Source organism: Commensalibacter intestini A911, assembly GCF_000231445.1.
GTDB classification, from domain to species: Bacteria; Pseudomonadota; Alphaproteobacteria; order Acetobacterales; family Acetobacteraceae; genus Commensalibacter; species Commensalibacter intestini.
Genome location: NZ_AGFR01000009.1, coordinates 217,564 through 235,201, shown reverse-complemented (window position 1 = coordinate 235,201; position 17,638 = coordinate 217,564). Strand labels below are relative to the sequence as shown.

Here is a 17,638-nt window from a genome sequence, read left to right as displayed (position 1 = left end):
ATAGAGAAAAAGGAACCTGTTTATGAAGTCTATACGTGTTATTTCTGGTTGTATTGGTTTATTGGGAATGCTTTGTGTGGGCATAACAGGTTCTAGCTATCAGGCTTTTGGAGATGTTGTTGTATCTTCATCTCCTAGCCCCGTGAATACAGGAAGTGCCGTTCAGCTTTCTGCTCAAGATCAAGCACAATCTTGGATTAATAATCTTTCCACGTTACAAGCAAAATTCCAGCAAATTGCACCTGATGGTCAACGTAGCACAGGAACGGTATGGATTAAGCGTCCTGGACGTATTCGTTTTGAATATAATAAACCCAGTGAGCTTTTATTGGTGGCTAATGATGGAAAAATGGTTTTCCATGACAGTGAAGTGGGACAAACCACGACTATTCCATTGGATCAAAGTCCTCTTGGGTTATTATTAAAGCCTAAGCTGAGTTTCTCTGGTGATGTTAGTGTTACCAATTTTATGCCTCCTAATAATGGATTATTCCAAATTACAATGGTACGCACAGCGTCTCCTTCCGATGGAAGCTTGACATTGATCTTTAATCAAAATCCAATGATGCTAAAAGCATGGCGTGTTGTAGATGCACAAGGTAAGGTGACGATGGTTGACTTATATGATTTACAACCAGGCGTATCTGTTTCAAATAAATTATTTAAAATGGATTTTGGGGATAACGAATAGATCTTTTTGTTAAGTTTTTTGTTCTGAAACAAAAGATATTCAAAAACTAGTTTTATGATAAAATCACAGGCATATATTCACAATATAGGCCTGTTTTTATGAGTTTACCCTATACTATTCCACAAGATTTTGACCCTACAACTTTACAAATTGGTGATGTTGTTTGTATTCGTATTGATAATTTTATCTTTAATAGAGTTGCCAAGGCGACATTATCATGGACAAATCATGTTGGGATTATTGTTGGATTTAAAGATCACCAATATTGGGTAGCGGAAAGCACTATTCCATTTTCAAAGGTTATTCCATTATCTAAATTTATAGCCCGATCCAAAGAGGGATCTTTTACGATTTCGAGATTAAAAAAGTCGATAAGTAATGATCAAAAAATTAAAATTATGCATGCAGCTCGAAAGAAAATGAATATTCTATACGATACAGGGTTTAATCTATATTCTAAAGGTCAGTTTTGTTCTCGGTTTGTGTATGAGATTATCAAAGAGGTTACAGGAATAGAAGTCGGTGAAGTTGAAAATTTTAGAGCTTTGCTTCGTAAAAATCCTGAATATGGTTTAAATTTTTGGCGCATATGGTTTCTTGGCTTTATTCCTTGGAAGCGCTTAACGGTTACGCCAGCCAGCCTATTTAATAGTGATCAACTTGATCTTATCTATGATTATCGCTATCAAGAGACTATATAAAGTAACTATGTCGAATATTGATTATAATTGTCTGAAGATGATATTAAAAATATTCTAAAATTATAAAGATATTGAGATGCTTGTTCTTTATATTGTAGGCGTAGATTTTTTATTTATATATTCTTCTGGAAAACAGACGCATGAGTTATGCAGTTAAAGAAATTTTCTTAACCCTTCAAGGTGAAGGCGGACAAATAGGACGTACAGCAGTATTTTGTCGCTTTACGGGATGTAACCTATGGTCTGGTAAAGAAGAAGATCGTCATCAAGCCGTTTGTCAATTTTGTGATACCGATTTTGTTGGGATGGATGGTGAAGGTGGTGGGCGTTTTACCGATGCAGCGGCATTGGCAAATGCAATTGAAACAACGTGGGGGGCACGTGATGCTCAACAACGATTTGTAGTCTTTACAGGTGGTGAGCCTTTATTGCAGTTAGATAGTGAACTTGTTCATCTATTGAAGCAAAAAGGCTTTTATATCGCTGTTGAGACCAATGGAACATTACCAGTGCCAGATGCTGTTGATTGGATTTGTGTTAGCCCAAAGGCAGGCGCAGAGTTGGTGCAAACTTGTGGAGATGAGTTGAAGTTGATTTATCCTCAAGAAGGGTTAAACCCTCAAGATTTTATAGGGTTAAAATTCACAACTTTCCGTTTACAACCTAAAGATGATGCACATAAACAAGAACATTTACAAAAAGCGATTGAATTTTGTCAAAATCATCCAATCTGGCATCTTTCACTACAAACGCATAAACTCATAGGAATTCCATAAATGACGGATCATCCTTCAGATTCTTTCTCAAATAGTGCCCTCGTTTTATTTTCAGGCGGACAAGATTCTACAACATGTCTTGCTTGGGCATTACAGCGCTTTCAAAAAGTTGAAACGCTGGGGTTTCACTATGGGCAACGTCATCATATTGAAATGAAATGTCGTCATGGTATTCGTGAAAAGATCAAAGACATTCATCCTTTATGGTCTGATCGTTTAGGAGAAGATCACGTCCTTAATCTTTCTGATTTAGGAGCAATTTCTGATACCGCTTTAACCCGTAAGACAGCGATTGAATGGGATAAACAAGGATTACCATCAACCTTTGTGCCTGGGCGTAATTTATTGTTTTTAACGTATGCTGCGATTATTGCTGATCGTCGTCATTTGCGTCATATTATTGGTGGAATGTGTGAAACAGATTATTCTGGTTATCCTGATTGTCGAGATGATACGATCAAAGCGTTACAGGTTGCAATTAATCTTGGAATAAGTAATCGTTTTGTATTGCATACGCCGTTAATGTGGTTGGATAAAGCCCAAGAATGGCAAATGGCAGAGCAGTTAGGTGGCAATTCTTTGGTTAATTTGATTAATGAAGAAACGCATAGTTGTTATTTAGGGGATCGTTCTCATCATCATGAATGGGGCTATGGTTGTGGCACATGCCCAGCTTGTGAGTTGCGTCGTTCAGGATGGGAAAGCTATATTCAGCAAAAGGAACAATAAGTGCTAGAGCTCATTTTTACGCGCCGTTTTGCAATGGCGCATCGATTAATTCATGGTTCCAGTGAAATTTGTGCGACACCACATGGGCATAATGAAGAAGTAAGAGTTTATTTGAAGCCATTAGAGGTTAAACCTCTCGATGGAAAACAAAATGTGATTGTTCCTTTTGAGAAAGCGAAATCAACATGGCATCGTTTCATTGATGGCTCTGTGGATCATGCGTTTCAATTAGCAGAAAATGACCCATTGGTATCTTGGTTTATAGAACATGAACCACAACGCATTCCAAAGTTACTCATCACGCCTGGTGATCCTACGACAGAGTTGCTGGCATGTTTGTTTATGAGTAAATTAAACTGCTTTTTATCTGCTGAACAATCAGGACTATATTGTGATCAAATAGAAATCTTGGAAACACCAACAAACACAGTACGTTTCACAGGAAATCCATTAGATTTTATTCCGAATATCCGCCCACCAGAACAATGCTGGTGGCGCCGTGCGGATATAAGTATTTCTGATTTAGAGAGTTAATATTTAATTCTGAATAAATGTAAAAATTTTCGGATCAACTCTTTATGAACGTTTATTTTGATTTTTCCAAACCGGAAAGCAACTTCGTTTGGTAGGATTTCATACTGGAATTGTCCTGAGAAAAATCTTACAAACTGCTCATGTAGGGAAAGTTTATTATAGTTCCCTTTGAGTCTATATTTCCAGTATAATGAACGAAATGGATGGTTGCAGGTAATCTTCCAAGGTTTTCTCTTGTCTGTATAATGAATAATACCGATATTTTGTAAAGCAGCCTCTGCGTCTTTCAGAGTATATTTGTAATCTAGTTCATTATACCCTAACATTCTGGTATTCACATTCCAACGCAACGGAACAATTTTAGTTTTTTCTGCAAAAGTAATATTCAAAATATCTTGATCTTGAAGCGTAATAATATCTCGATTTTTATAGAAATTTTCAAAATATGTTTTGAATATATCTTTAAATTCCCCTTTAATTTTTTCGATATCAAAGATCATAATTCCTGCATTGAAGTAATTATTATCTTCGAGAGAGAGACGTCTTGATTGTAAAGTGCCACCTTCATCTAAAACGGCTCCGACACACATATCTTGTAAAGGTTCTTGCCATAACTCTGCAATATTTCCATATACGATGACATCGGAATCGATATAAATAATCTTTTTAACAGTCTTTGGTAATATATCTTGAATAACAAGTCGGTAATATGTGTTTAAAGAAATATATTCTCTGTTAAGAGGTAGGTAGTTAAATAGCTTCTTATCGATGAGAATATAATGAATACGAACATTTTGATTTTCAGATCTTGTAAGTATTGACTGATTTGTTCTTGATAATTTTTCATCATGTAAAATATAAATATTAATCTGTTGCTTAGGATGTGCATTTTTAATTAATGATGTAATGACAGCATCACCATGGGCACTATAATTATCATCAAAAGACATACAAATATTAATGGGTTCATTAACAAGCACTTTAGATTGATTATTTGTATTTTTTAATATTGCTTTTGTATTATAGGTCGGTTTATCAAAAACACCAAAAGTAATGCCAAGTGTTGTTAGTTTTAATTTTGGATTTTGAATTTTAGCATAAGTAACATAACAGTTGGTTAGACGCTCTGCGATAAAACCCCATATTCTATATTGATATGGATTATAAGATGAAATATCAATTTTCTTTTCTGCTTCAGATAAAACACCAAAAAGAAAGTCACAATATTCATGAAAATATTCTTGTTTCATAATTGCAATATTTCCAAAGAAACATTGTTTAGACGTAAGAGTATCTAATAATGCAAAATAAAACTGAGGATATTTTTCTTTAATAATCTCAATAACAACATCAAAATCTTTACTATAATGCTCTTTTGCATAGAAATCATACGCATTCATCACATGATGATTGGCTCCAACAGGATGAATATTCCAAATAGGTGCTGTAATAATATCATATTTAGAGCAAAGTTTTTTTACGTTTTCAGCGTTCCATCCACCATCATTGATCTCAGTTTTTGAGATTTTATTGATAATGTAAAAATTATTATCATCCTCTTTAAAATGTAAAAAACGTCGATAATGCATTAACCCATAATAATCAGCATCTAAGTTTTTCCATGCCCAGTATAAAGCAGTTAACTCACACCAAGATTTGTTTTTTGTAGAAATATTATCCCCTGTATCATCTCCAATACAGTAATCAAGAGTAATTTTGCTGACTGCTTTACCAACATGAATAGGAACAAAACATTCATTTTTGATATAAGGTGTTTGTTTATGATGACAAAGTAAGATTTTAACTGATGGTAAATTACGCATAAAGAAGAATACCTTATATTAATTTTATGAAGGATCGCAATTCAGGTATATGATAGTTCAACAAAGACTGCAATCTTTCGCTATACTGTTTTATTAAAAAACAACAATCATATTCTTTAACCGTGTTGAGCTATATAGAAAATAAAAACAAGTAGTTATAGTAATTTAAAAAATAACTCTCTAAATCATACATTAACTGAACTTTCTAAAAGATGATTAATCCTAAACAGACAATCAAAGAGATTATACATTTCCCTCGAATTATGCTGGCCTTATTATTTCTGGGATAGGCAATGAAATAACAATAATTAATGGCTTTTCCAGATTACACTCAAAAAAATACATTTACATAAATACAAAAAAAAATTAAAATTTGTATTTATTTGAATTGTTTTTTTAGTGAAATATAATTATAGTTGTTAAAGTGCAATTATTTCAAATTGCACTGATAATTTATTAAAGGATATATTATGAGACAATTATATAATAATGAATTTGAAATAGTATCTGGTGGCGGCGGTTATGATAACGGTGGAAATAATACGCAAAGTACAAAATTAGTTTGGGATCCATGTTCACCTAATTTTGCAGCGTCTGTAAATGCGGCTGTACATGAAGCATATCCAGGAATATCTTCATTACACTGGGACACTTCATCACCAACTTGGCAATCTGATCTATATACAGGAATAAGCACAGCATTTCCAAAAATTGAAATTGTTAATAATAATCAAGGTTATTAATAATCAATAAGTTGTTTTATTAAAATTACGATATAGTGTTCCTCCTATTCTCTAAAATGAGGGGAGGAACACATATATTTAACATGTTCTTCATTTCGGAGGTTAACTGAGTAAATCCTACTATTAAGTTATTTGTAGCACCGATTAGATCTGCATTTTCATAGAGCCGTCTTATCGCAAATTTAGATTATGAAGGATAATCTTCTATAAATAGAATATTTTAAGGCCATTTTAATAGATTAATGGTTATTCAAGCTGTGAACTGGTATTTAGACTATTGTCTTAGCTATCGAGATACCGAAAAATTGTTCTTAAAGCATGAAATAAATGTGAATCATAGCACGTTAAATCGTTGGATATTACGCCACCTCCCCCATTAGAGAAACACTTAAGAAGATATAAAAGACCTCATTGTGATGAGGTTAAGGTTGATGAAACCTACATCAATCAATAAAAGTATCTATACAGAGCCATTAATAAAAAAGGCACTGCGATAGATTTTACTGACCTCTAAGAGAAATATCAAAGCAGCTCAACGTTTTTTTAGAAAAGCCTTTAAAGAAAATAGTCTGCTCGCACCAACCCATATCGGAACAGATAAAGCACTACCTTTTCTAAAAATCATTCAAACCATGAAGAATGAGCATGTTTTTCCCAATAACTGCTTTCATGAAACAAAAAAAATTCATACTACAAAGTATAGAAAGCAATCTGATATTGAAGACAAGACCAAAGTTAGTCCTGACAGAAAAAATATTCAAGAAGGCTTAGATAGAGATGAATTACAATCAAATAATGTCTCTATTATAAATAAGGTAATAGAAATGCAACATATTGCTTTATTAAGCAATTAAGCAGAACAATATCAGATAATTATTGATGCTTTATCATATTATAAAACTCATAATTCAAGATTGTTCATATATATATATTTAATATATGATGAACGTTATTATCAAGTTAGGATAATCTATCATTCGATAATGATACAGAAAAGATAAAAAAACTTCAGTTTATTGAGGGACTTTACAATATTATTGAGAAAATAAATTCATTAAAAAATATTATTACTGAACTTGGTAAAGCTGGAATATTGATCCTTAAACAATTCAAGCATATGAAGACAAAAATCTAAATAAACCTTTACTTTCACTTCATGAAATAGAGTAAGCTTAACATTTTGATAAAGAAAAACGAATAAAGTGGTTTTGATAGATCACTTTATTCGTTTCTTTCTTCACAAACGAGTAAAAACTATATTTTTGCTTCTTCGAGAATATGCTTCACATCACCTTGCCAAACGGTTGCATAGCGTTGTAACCAATATTCAGCTTGAGTAGGGCCACCGTTAACAATTTCATAGAGAGGCTCAAGATAGACTTGTTCATCTTGTCCTGTAGCATTTTGAAGGTTACGTTTTTTTAAGCCTTCTGCTGCCAAAGCAAGAATACGTTTTGCAAAATGACGAAGATTTTCTTTACCTAGCAAAAGGGACAAACCACTTTTAATGACTTGAGGACGTAACTCAATATATTCTTGCCAAGAATATTCTTTAACCAGTTTTTCAGCAGCAATTAAAGTTGCTGAATCATAAAGTAAACCTGTCCAAAATGCAGACATAGCAAGCATCATTTCAGGAGAACCTGCATCAGCTCCACGCATTTCGATATATTGTTTTAAGCGAACATCTGGAAATGCTGTTGTAATGTGGTTTTTAAAATCACCCATAGTGATTTGTTCATTTTCAAATCCTTTAGGGGCTTTACCATTTAACCAAGCACGGAAAGACTCCCCAGCAACATCAACCATTTTTCCATCACGAATGACGAAATACATTGGCACATCAAGTAACCAGTCTACATATTGTTCAAAACCAAAATTTTGATCAAAGAAAGAAGGGGGTATACCGGCACGATTATTATCAGTATCCGTCCAAATATGTGCACGAGTAGATTGATATCCGCTAGGCTTCCCTTCGTAGAAAGGAGAATTGGCAAAAAGTGCAGTTGCCAAAGGTTGTAATGCCAAAGAGACACGCATTTTACGTGCCATATCTTCTTCAGAAGAGAAATCAAGATTGACTTGAACTGTACAAGTTCTGGTCATCATGTCTAATCCCAATGTACCTACTTTTGGCATATAGGCTTTCATGATTTTATAACGTTCTTTAGGCATCCAAGGCATTTGGTCACGCGTAGCAAATGGGTGAAAGCCAAGAGGTGCAAAGCCAATATTTAAAGGATCTGCTGCTTGATGCACATCATGGAAATGAGCTTCCATTTCTTGCTTTGCTGCGTGTAAATCGCTAACAGGTGCTCCAGATAATTCGAATTGTCCTGCTGGTTCCAAAGAAACCGCACCACGATCGGTATCAAATCCAATGATATTATCATGATCGTAAATACCTTCCCATTCAGGATGACGCTCTTGCATAGAGGTTAGAATAGCGTTGATCCCACTAGGTTCATAGGCAGGAGGTAGTAAATGACGAGGATCTTCTTTGTTAAGAATAAAACCGAATTTTTCATGTTCAGTACCAATCCGCCATTTTTGAGTGGGCTTACAGCCCTCAGCTAAATGTTCGGCTAACTGAGTGGTTGAGGTAATTGGTGTTTGATCTTGATCTAAAATACTGGACATTCACATCTATCTATTCTGGTCAAAAGGAGGAGGAAAGGAAACATGTTTTTATTAAGCGCGAACATGTTGTGAAAAAAGGCTGAGCCCTGCAACAATAGCTGTTTCTGCTTTTAAAATTAAGTTCCCCAATGATAAAGGTCGCACAAAATCATAAAGAAGTAAATTTTTTATTTCGCTAGAATCAAATCCGCCTTCTGGGCCGATTAAGATTCCGTCATCTCCACGACATTTTTCTGTGCTATTGGGTTCAATATGATATTCAGCACAACGCTCCACCGCGATCCATAAGGTTTTATCTTTTGGCCAAGAGGAACAAAAATCAAATAAAGAAACAATGGGTTTAATTTCAGGGATCGTTAATCGGTTACTTTGCTCGGCAGCTTCAATAGTAATGCTTCTAAAGCGTTCTTCTTTAATTTTTACGGTATTGGTGCGTAAAGTCTTTACAGGCTGAATGGTTTTTACACCCAACTCTGTTGCCATGCGAATGGCTAAATCAGTTGCATCTCGTTTTAATGGTGCAAAAACTAATGTTGGACCCAAAGGCGTTATAGATAAGCGAAGTTGCTTAGTCGTTTGTATGGTGCCTTTATTTTTTGCAATATGGCTAATTTCGCATTCCCACTCACCGTCTCGCTCATTAAAGAAAACAACTTTCTCTGAGGCCTTTAATCGTAGAACCGTTCCTAAATAATGTGCCGTTGAAGCAGGGATGGCATAATCTTTATTACTTGCCAATGCTTCAAACTCATGAGGGTCAAGGTAAATACGAGGAATAAAGGACATATAAACTCAATTGATTGGTGGGCTATAAAAAAGAATGAAAACAATTCTATATTACTATAAGAATATAAACTTGTATTCTTGTTTCTCTTATTCTTTTTATTTTATCAGGATATGTTGTGAATCAGCCTTCTTCACGTTCAGATATGAATTTGTCTTGGATCCGCTTTCTTCCTCAACCTTTGCAACCTTATGCGCTCTTATCGCGTATTGATCGTCCAATTGGGAGTTGGTTACTGTTTTTCCCAGGAATGTGGGGAATTTTATTACCTCATGATATTCCTGCAATGACACGAATTAAGCTCATTATTTTATTTGCGATTGGCAGTGTTGTTATGCGTAGTGCTGGCTGTGTTGTAAATGATATTTGGGATAGAGACTTTGATCGACAAGTTGCCCGTACTCAACAGCGTCCAATTGCGAATGGTACAATTTCGGTCAAGCAAGCGCTTTTCTTTCTATTTATTTTATTAATGATTGGGCTGGGTATTTTATTACAACTGAATCCTTTGTCTTGGGTTTTAGGAGCTTCCTCTTTGATTCTGGTGGCGTTGTATCCTGGGGCTAAAAGAGTGACATGGTGGCCTCAGTTGGTTCTGGGATTTACCTTTGGGTTTGGTGCGCCTTTGGGATATGCAGCAGCAACAGGGCATCTGTCTTGGACGCAAGCAGCTTTATATGCAGCAACAATTTTCTGGCAAATTGGATTTGATACAATTTATGGCTATCAAGATATCGAAGATGATCAACGTGTTGGCGTAAAATCAACGGCAAGATGGGCTGGTGAAGCAGGAAAACAGTTTGTAGCAATTAACTATGCGCTATGTATTTTCTTTTTAATCATTACTAGCTTTTTAAATCAGAATTCATTAATTGCGCTGCTGGCTTTATTATTTCCGATTGCACATTTTACCTGGCAAATAATGAAATTTGATTTACATGATCCTAAAATCTGCTTAACTTTATTTAAATCCAACAGAGACGCAGGGCTACTTATTGCCTTGGCTCTTCTTATAGGCAACCTCATTTAATGACTAATTTTTCTCAATTTGAAAATTTAATTACACATCATACAGCACTGGAAAAAACAGATTTTGTGCCTGAAATTATCCTGTATCAAGCCAGTGAGATCACACCGATTTGGCAAGTAACAGAGTCATGGTTGAACCATCAGAATATAGAGCCTCCGTTTTGGGCATTTGCTTGGCCGGGTGGAAAAGCAATAGCACGGTATATTTTGGATAACCCGAAACTAGTCAAAGATAAGAAAGTTTTAGATTTTGCAGCAGGATGTGGTATTGCAGCGATTGCCGCAGCAAAAAGCGGAGCTGCATATATTGAAGTTGCAGATATTGATCCATTGGCACAAAAATCTTGTGCGTTGAATGCGAAAGTAAATCACGTTTTACTTGATAAAAACTCTAATGATGTTGTTGGACAAGCTTGTGCTTGGGATATTATTTTTTGTGGGGATGTCTGTTATGAGGCCCCAATGACGCAGCATATTTGGCCATGGTTAAAAGAGTGTGCCAAGCAAGGAGCGACCGTATTTATTGCTGATCCAGGGCGGAGTTATCTGCCGAAGAAAGAACTGACCCCAGTTTGCACGTATGACATTCCCACGACATTGGAGTTGGAAGATTGCCAGTTACGTAAAACAGTTTTATATCAATTGGTTATTGCGTAGAAAACTATCCGACACATTAAATCAAATGATTAGTACCATTTGATTTAATGGTTAAAACTCTTGCATATAGCTGAGATAATAATAGTTAGAATCATATTTTTATATCATGATTGCAGAGATGCTATTTTTGATATGAACAATATTATGGAAACTATTGTGAACAACTCATTCCTGTTAAGAAAAAATGACTATCTTGGAGTGCAGCAGATTTATTTTTCTACTGATAAAAGACAATGTGTAGGCACCGAGCTATTAAAAAAGAAATATAATTTTCATATTATTTCTTTGGATAGTCCTCATCCAGTAGAGCATCCAAAAATTAGTTACAACGCAGGCTTGGCTTGAGGAATTTTTGCCGTAGGAACAACGTTAGATAGTCAAAATTGTGCTACTGGTATTATTGTGAGTGTATTGTGAATCTCGACTCAAGTATAATGGTTAAAAGCCCCAAGAGAAGTATTATGATAAAGCTGTTTAAGAATATAAAATTTGTATTGTATTTATTAGAAACAAAATACTCTAAAATAGCTCTATTAATTAATTAATTAATTTATATAGATAAAAAAGCCTCTGGATCATCATAAATCCAGAGGCTTTTTTTGTTTGTAATGCTTAATCTAAAATACTAGATCGAAATTGACCAATTTGCCCACGATGTCTTAACCAATGATCGGCGAGGACACAAGCCATCATTGCTTCCCCCACAGGCACAGCACGAATACCAACGCAAGGGTCATGTCTTCCTTTGGTAATAACGTCTGTGGCATGCCCTTCGGAATCAATGGAAGGTTGAGGGATTAAAATAGAGCTGGTTGGTTTCACAGCAAAGCGCACCGTAATAGGCTGCCCTGTTGAAATTCCACCTAGAATTCCGCCTGCATGATTGGATGAAAAAGAAAGCTCACCATCATTCAGATAAATAGGGTCTGCATTTTCTTCGCCTCGTAAAGTCGCGGCATTAAAGCCTTCACCAATCTCAACGCCTTTAACAGCATTAATACTCATCATGGCTTGGGCAATGTCAGAATCTAATTTGCCATAAATAGGGGCTCCTAATCCTGCGGGAACACCTTCAACAACGATTTCAATTACAGCACCAATCGAAGAACCATCTTTACGAATAGCCCCTAAATACTCTTGCCATTGAGGAACCATTTCAGCATCAGGGCAAAAGAACTCGTTATTTTTAACTTCATCCCAAGACCAACGATCACGATTGACTTTCAGGTCTCCAATTTGAACCAAAGCCCCACGGATTTTAATTTGATCCCCGAGAATTAATCGAGCAACCGCTCCAGCTGCAACACGCATCGCTGTTTCACGAGCTGAAGAGCGTCCACCACCACGATAATCACGGATGCCATATTTCAGGTCATAAGCAATATCTGCATGGCCAGGACGATAGGACTGCGCAATATTAGAATAGTCTTTAGAGCGTTGATTTGTATTTTCAATCAGTAAAGAAATTGGAGTTCCCGTTGTTTTTCCTTCGAAAACACCAGATAAAATGTTTACTTGATCGGGTTCGTTGCGAGTGGTTGTGAATTTAGACTGCCCCGGTCTGCGCAAATCCAACCAAGGTTGAATCATTTCCTCGGTCAAAGGAATTAGCGGGGGGCATCCGTCCACAACACACCCTATCGCGGGACCGTGGCTTTCCCCCCATGTCGTTACACGAAATAATGTGCCAAAACTATTACACGACATGGTTTAATGCTCTCTTTACTAGGGTTAATATCGAATTAGTCTTCTGATGCCAAAGCAATATCAGGCGCAGCAGGGTTTTTCATACCCACCATATGATATCCACAATCAACGTGATGAATTTCTCCTGTAACGCCACGAGAAAGATCAGAAAGGAAGTAAACACCAGCCCCGCCGACTTCATCAATGGTCACATTGCGTTGTAATGGAGAATTTAATTGATTCCATTTTAAGATATAACGGAAATCACCAATACCACTAGCAGCCAATGTTTTGATTGGACCAGCAGAAATTGCGTTCACACGAATATTATTAGGACCAAGGTCAGTCGCCATATATTTAACAGAAGTTTCCAAAGCGGCTTTGGCAATACCCATCACATTATAATGAGGCATAACGCGTTCTGCGCCTAAATAGGTCAAAGTTAATAAAGACCCACCATCATTCATGATTTTAGATGCTTCTCTAGCAACGGCTGTAAAAGAGAAACAAGAAATATCTAGTGCTGTTAAGAATGCTTCTCTTGGTGTATCAACATAACGTCCACGTAAATATTGTTTGTCTGCCCAACCAATAGCGTGCACAACGAAGTCTATTTTACCCCATTTGTCAGCAAGATTTTGAAAGGTTTTTTCAATATCTTTATCATCTCCGACATCACATTGAATCAGATAATCAGAACCTAAACTTTGAGCAAGAGGTCGAACTCTTTTTTCAAGAGCCTCTCCTTGATAAGCAAATGCGAGTTCAGCGCCTTGTAATGCACAAGCACGCGCAATTCCCCAAGCAATAGAGTGATTATTGGCCATTCCCATAATCAACCCACGTTTCCCTTGCATTAGCTTCCCTTCTAATGGAAGCACAGCATTTTCTTTTGACATGACAAATCCCTAGTTTTGGCTGTTAGATAAATACATTTATACTAATTATATTAAAAAAGAGAAAAAACCCCAATTATATTTTTCATACCTGATTTATAATAGAAAGAAAAGAGGGGGATTTCTGCTTAATTTTTGTTGTTTTTATGGAATTCACAAAAACGTTAAATAGTTATCTGTTTTGGAATATAAATACTCTTTGCTTGATTTTTTGATTTCTGTCATAATTTTAGTCATATACTATTGATAGTTTTTTAGAACGAAGCAATTTACAGTCACTCTTCTTTTTGTATTTTTTGTCTTCATCTTTTGCGCTTTTATAAGGAATATTTAATATGCTTAACGTAAAGAAAATTCTTGTTCCTGTTCAAGGAACAGCCTTAGTAGATACAACGTTAACAACAGCTTATCTGTTATCTCAAAGCTATGATGCGCATTTAGCTGTATTACATATTCGTCCAGACAAAAAAGATATTATTCCTTTGACAGGTGAAGGTTTGTCAGGAACGATGATCGAAGAGGTGATGAATATTGCAGAGCATGAAGGCTCAAAACGTTTAAAATTTGCTCGTAATATTTTTGATGAGTTTGTTGACCGTAATCATATCAAAATGATTAATCCTGAGGCAGGAAAAGCTGGAGAAGATGGAAAAACAGCCAGTTTTACTGTCGAAACAGGCAGAGAAAATGAAGTTGCGACTTATTGGTCACGCTTGTCAGATATTACAGTTGTTGCACATCCAGACTCAGGTGAGAATATTTCATCTTCTGAAATGCTCCATGCATTATTATTTGAAAGCGGACGTCCAGTTGTTATTGCACCAAAAGAAAAACCAGAAAGTGTTGGTAAGCGCATTTGTATTGCATGGAATGGTAGTGCAGAATCTGCAGCAGCATTACATAGTTCATTAAGATGGATGAATGGTGCTGAGAAAATAGCGATTTTATATAGTGATGATTATGAAAAACGCGGTTTAGATATTAAAGATGTTGCGGATTATATTCAATTTTATGGTGTTGATGTCGAGTTTTGTCAAATTAAAGGTGACAGAAGTACTGGAGAAAGCATGATTGGTGCATGTACTGATTTTAATGCTGATTTATTATGTATGGGGGCTTATTCTCATCCTCGTTGGAAACAAATTATTTTGGGTGGTGTTACCAGCTATATGTTAGACAATGCTAATTTAGCAGTATTAATGAACCGTTAATTTTAGATATTTAAATTTAAAATCATCTTATTTCTTATAGTGAAATGTCAATCGACCTTTCACTATATTTTTTTGTAGTATATGAATACTCATTAATTTATTTGTATATTACAAAGAGTGAGAGTATATAATATAATTATATTAACTTCTCAGAATCTATTAAGGACATCATATTGTGGCTTCTACGGATCAAAATGCACAGCAGGAAACTCTGTTTGTACTAACAGCAAATCGTTTTGCTGATGGACGCGTCGTATGGTTTACTGCTCAACGATATTGGAGTGTTTTATTAGAGGAAGCACAAAAGTTTTCTTCTAAAGAAGCGTTAGAAAATGCTCAAGAACAAGCACAGCAAGATGTGGCAGCACAATATATTATTGATCTACATTCCGTAGAGCTAGATTCAAATTTAATCCCAAATACAACACGTGAAAAAATAAGGGCTTTTGGTCCCAGCACGCATCCTGAATTTAATCCTAGATCTGTACAAGAAACAATGCCCAATGAATAATCATCTTAAAAATCCTAATCACTCTTTAGCCGTTGGTCGTTATAATTATGATGATATTGACCATCAGTTTTTAAAAGAACGTATTAATCAATTTCGCTCTCAAATTACACGTAGAATAAGTGGTGAATTATCTGAAGATGAATTTAAACCTTTACGTTTGATGAACGGGGTTTATTTACAATTACATTCATATATGCTGCGTGTAGCTATTCCTTACGGCATTTTGTCTTCGACGATGTTACGTGGATTGGCTTATATTTCTCAGTATTATGATCGTGGTTATGGACATTTTACAACACGTCAAAATATTCAGTTCCATTGGATTAAGTTAGAAGAAGTTCCTGATATTTTAACGCATCTTGCATCTGTTGAAATGCATGCGTTACAAACCAGTGGAAATTGTATTCGAAATATTACCAGTGATGAATTCGCTGGATTGGCACAAGATGAAATTATTGATCCTCGTGTTTATGCTGAACTGATGCGTCAATGGTCAACGGTTCATCCAGAGTTAACCTTCCTTCCTCGTAAATTTAAAATTGCAATTAGTGGTTCTTCGAATGATCGTGTTGCAGCTTGTTTTTATGATATCGGAATTTTGACACGCCTTAATAGCGATAACAAACCTGTTTTTGAAGTTTGGGTAGGTGGTGGCTTAGGACGTATCCCAGTCAAAGGTAAAATTATCCGTGAAGATTTACCACCAGAACATTTATTAGCCTATGTCGAAGCGATGATCCGTGTTTATAATTTACATGGTAACCGCAATAACCTTTATAAATCTCGTATTAAGATTTTGGTTGAGGGTTTAGGGATTGATGCGTATCGTGAGCAAGTTGAAAAAGAATTTGCCACAATGGATTTGGATCAATATCGTTTATCAGATAATTTGGTTGCACAAATTGAACAACGTTTTGGTCGTCCAAATTTAGAAAATCATCCAGGAGCTTCTGATATTTTAGAAACTCACCGTGCCAAAGATAAAGAATTCGATCGTTGGGTTCGACATAATACGCATCCTCACTTTCATTCCGACTATATTGCTGCGGTTGTTTCATTAAAAGAAGTTGGACAAACTCCAGGGGATGCTTCAACAGAGCAAATGAATGCACTTGCCGATTTTGCGGATGAGTTTGCTTTTGGTGAAATTCGAGTGACTCATTTACAAAATGTTGTATTGGGGCATGTGCAAAAAGATAAGCTTTATGAGTTATGGCAAGGGTTAACAAAACATCGATTGGCCACTGCTAATTTAGGGTTAGTTACAGATATCGTATGTTGTCCTGGTATGGATTATTGCGCATTAGCTAATGCTCGTTCTATCCCTGTTGCTAAACAAATTGCAGCATTGTTCGAGGATATTGAATTACAAGAAAAAATTGGCCCCGTTAATATTGGGATTGATGGTTGTATTAACTCTTGTGCACATCATCATATTATGAATATTGGTGTATTGGGTGTGGACAAAAAAGGTGAAGAATTTTACCAAATTAAATTGGGTGGCTCTTCTTATAAAGAGGGTGCTTCTATTGGATCAATCCTTGGTGCAGCGGTAAAGGCTGAGGAAGCTGTTAAAGCTATTCAAACACTAATTCACTTTTATTTAGAGCAACGCCAAGAAAACGAACATTTTATTGATACTTATCGTCGTCTTGGCACTGCACCGTTTAAGGAGATTGTCTATGCCGTTGCTTAAAAATGGAGAAATCATGCCAGATTCTTGGACGGTCATTGAAGGGGATGTGCCATCTCCTTTGCCTCCAGAGTCAGTGATCGTGCCTTTTGCGCATTTGTCTGAAATTGATATTAATACGATCTCTCATCCTTTGGGAGTGTTATTTCCTTGTGATCAGGATGTTGATGCACTGAAGCCTTATGTCGATCGGTTGGAATTAATTGTTCTTCAGTTTCCTGCGTTTAAAGATGGTAGAGCATTTTCTCAAGCACGGAAAATCCGCGAACAGTTAAAGTTTATGGGAGAGTTAAGAGCAACAGGGCATTTATTGTCTGATCAATATCAGTTCTTGATCCGTGTAGGTTTTACGACGGTTTCTGTGCCAGATACAGCAAATATACAAAACTGGCAAAAAGCAATGAATGATTTTACAGAAGCTTATCAACCTTCTGTTTTGGGTGAAAAACGACTTTCTGGGCTACGTTGGAAAGTTTAATCTGATTTAAAAGCGATATAGTTTTTTCTATATCGCTTTTTTTATGTTAAATAAAA

At 35.8% G+C, this 17,638-nt stretch carries 19 protein-coding genes; 14 read left to right on the top strand and 5 right to left on the bottom strand.

Going from position 1 to position 17,638, the window contains the following annotated elements; genetic code table 11:
* Nucleotides 1–22 precede the first annotated feature (22 nt).
* From CIN_RS08240 to CIN_RS08220, 5 genes are all read left to right on the top strand, one after another.
* Complete coding sequence (locus CIN_RS08240; protein ID WP_008854621.1) at nucleotides 23–691, top strand: LolA family protein; 669 nt, start codon at nucleotides 23–25, stop codon at nucleotides 689–691.
* 98 nt (nucleotides 692–789) lie between these two features.
* Entirely contained in the window at nucleotides 790–1,392 is a 603-nt protein-coding gene (locus CIN_RS08235) for a YebB family permuted papain-like enzyme (protein WP_008854620.1), read from the top strand.
* A gap of 140 nt (nucleotides 1,393–1,532) precedes the next feature.
* Entirely contained in the window at nucleotides 1,533–2,168 is a 636-nt protein-coding gene (queE, locus tag CIN_RS08230; protein ID WP_008854619.1) for a 7-carboxy-7-deazaguanine synthase, read from the top strand.
* On the top strand, nucleotides 2,169–2,897 hold the full coding sequence (gene queC / locus CIN_RS08225; protein ID WP_008854618.1) for a 7-cyano-7-deazaguanine synthase QueC: 729 nt from the start codon (nucleotides 2,169–2,171) through the stop codon (nucleotides 2,895–2,897).
* Complete coding sequence (locus tag CIN_RS08220) at nucleotides 2,898–3,431, top strand: 6-pyruvoyl trahydropterin synthase family protein (protein ID WP_008854617.1); 534 nt, start codon at nucleotides 2,898–2,900, stop codon at nucleotides 3,429–3,431.
* Here CIN_RS08220 and CIN_RS08215 read toward each other — a convergent pair.
* Complete coding sequence (locus CIN_RS08215) at nucleotides 3,428–5,254, bottom strand: DUF4422 domain-containing protein (RefSeq protein WP_008854616.1); 1,827 nt, start codon at nucleotides 5,252–5,254, stop codon at nucleotides 3,428–3,430. The two genes, CIN_RS08220 and CIN_RS08215, sit on opposite strands and share 4 nt — an antisense overlap.
* Nucleotides 5,255–5,724: 470 nt before the next feature.
* Between CIN_RS08215 and CIN_RS08210 the strand changes: the two genes are divergently transcribed.
* Complete coding sequence (locus CIN_RS08210; protein ID WP_008854615.1) at nucleotides 5,725–5,997, top strand: hypothetical protein; 273 nt, start codon at nucleotides 5,725–5,727, stop codon at nucleotides 5,995–5,997.
* 497 nt (nucleotides 5,998–6,494) lie between these two features.
* A complete protein-coding gene (locus CIN_RS12220; RefSeq protein ID WP_083813375.1) occupies nucleotides 6,495–6,851 on the top strand; it encodes a DDE-type integrase/transposase/recombinase in 357 nt (118 codons plus the stop codon).
* Nucleotides 6,852–7,251: 400 nt separating this feature from the next.
* Here the strand turns inward: CIN_RS12220 and CIN_RS08200 are convergent, their stop codons facing one another.
* Entirely contained in the window at nucleotides 7,252–8,637 is a 1,386-nt protein-coding gene (locus tag CIN_RS08200) for a glutamate--cysteine ligase (protein WP_008854614.1), read from the bottom strand.
* Nucleotides 8,638–8,688: 51 nt separating this feature from the next.
* The gene (locus CIN_RS08195; protein ID WP_008854613.1) at nucleotides 8,689–9,423 is read right to left on the bottom strand and encodes an RsmE family RNA methyltransferase; all 735 of its coding nucleotides are present in this window, start codon (nucleotides 9,421–9,423) and stop codon (nucleotides 8,689–8,691) included.
* 143 nt (nucleotides 9,424–9,566) lie between these two features.
* On the opposite strand from CIN_RS08195, the gene ubiA reads away from it, so the two are divergent.
* The 3 genes from ubiA (at nucleotide 9,567) to CIN_RS08180 (ending at nucleotide 11,452) form a co-directional block, all read left to right on the top strand.
* Nucleotides 9,567–10,451 (top strand): 4-hydroxybenzoate octaprenyltransferase, encoded by an 885-nt coding sequence (ubiA, locus tag CIN_RS08190; protein WP_370684133.1) that lies wholly within the window; start codon nucleotides 9,567–9,569, stop codon nucleotides 10,449–10,451.
* The gene (locus tag CIN_RS08185; protein ID WP_008854611.1) at nucleotides 10,451–11,107 is read left to right on the top strand and encodes a class I SAM-dependent methyltransferase; all 657 of its coding nucleotides are present in this window, start codon (nucleotides 10,451–10,453) and stop codon (nucleotides 11,105–11,107) included. The genes ubiA and CIN_RS08185 overlap by 1 nt, the downstream gene beginning before the upstream one ends.
* Before the next feature lie 156 nt (nucleotides 11,108–11,263).
* Nucleotides 11,264–11,452: a hypothetical protein gene (locus tag CIN_RS08180; protein WP_139016989.1), complete on the top strand. Its 189-nt coding sequence runs from the start codon at nucleotides 11,264–11,266 to the stop codon at nucleotides 11,450–11,452.
* A gap of 267 nt (nucleotides 11,453–11,719) precedes the next feature.
* Here CIN_RS08180 and aroC read toward each other — a convergent pair whose 3' ends face one another.
* On the bottom strand, nucleotides 11,720–12,814 hold the full coding sequence (gene aroC, locus CIN_RS08175) for a chorismate synthase (protein ID WP_040364216.1): 1,095 nt from the start codon (nucleotides 12,812–12,814) through the stop codon (nucleotides 11,720–11,722).
* A gap of 35 nt (nucleotides 12,815–12,849) precedes the next feature.
* Nucleotides 12,850–13,692: an enoyl-ACP reductase FabI gene (fabI, locus tag CIN_RS08170; RefSeq protein ID WP_008854608.1), complete on the bottom strand. Its 843-nt coding sequence runs from the start codon at nucleotides 13,690–13,692 to the stop codon at nucleotides 12,850–12,852.
* A 332-nt stretch (nucleotides 13,693–14,024) separates the two neighbouring features.
* Between fabI and CIN_RS08165 the strand changes: the two genes are divergently transcribed.
* The 4 genes from CIN_RS08165 (at nucleotide 14,025) to CIN_RS08150 (ending at nucleotide 17,582) form a co-directional block, all read left to right on the top strand.
* Nucleotides 14,025–14,900, top strand: a complete 876-nt coding sequence (locus CIN_RS08165; RefSeq protein WP_008854607.1) for a universal stress protein — start codon at nucleotides 14,025–14,027, stop codon at nucleotides 14,898–14,900.
* Nucleotides 14,901–15,075: 175 nt separating this feature from the next.
* Complete coding sequence (locus tag CIN_RS08160) at nucleotides 15,076–15,411, top strand: DUF2849 domain-containing protein (protein WP_008854606.1); 336 nt, start codon at nucleotides 15,076–15,078, stop codon at nucleotides 15,409–15,411.
* Nucleotides 15,404–17,107 (top strand): nitrite/sulfite reductase, encoded by a 1,704-nt coding sequence (locus CIN_RS08155; protein ID WP_008854605.1) that lies wholly within the window; start codon nucleotides 15,404–15,406, stop codon nucleotides 17,105–17,107. The genes CIN_RS08160 and CIN_RS08155 overlap by 8 nt, the downstream gene beginning before the upstream one ends.
* On the top strand, nucleotides 17,094–17,582 hold the full coding sequence (locus tag CIN_RS08150) for a DUF934 domain-containing protein (RefSeq protein WP_040364215.1): 489 nt from the start codon (nucleotides 17,094–17,096) through the stop codon (nucleotides 17,580–17,582). The genes CIN_RS08155 and CIN_RS08150 overlap by 14 nt, the downstream gene beginning before the upstream one ends.
* The last annotated feature ends 56 nt before the right edge of the window (nucleotides 17,583–17,638 follow it).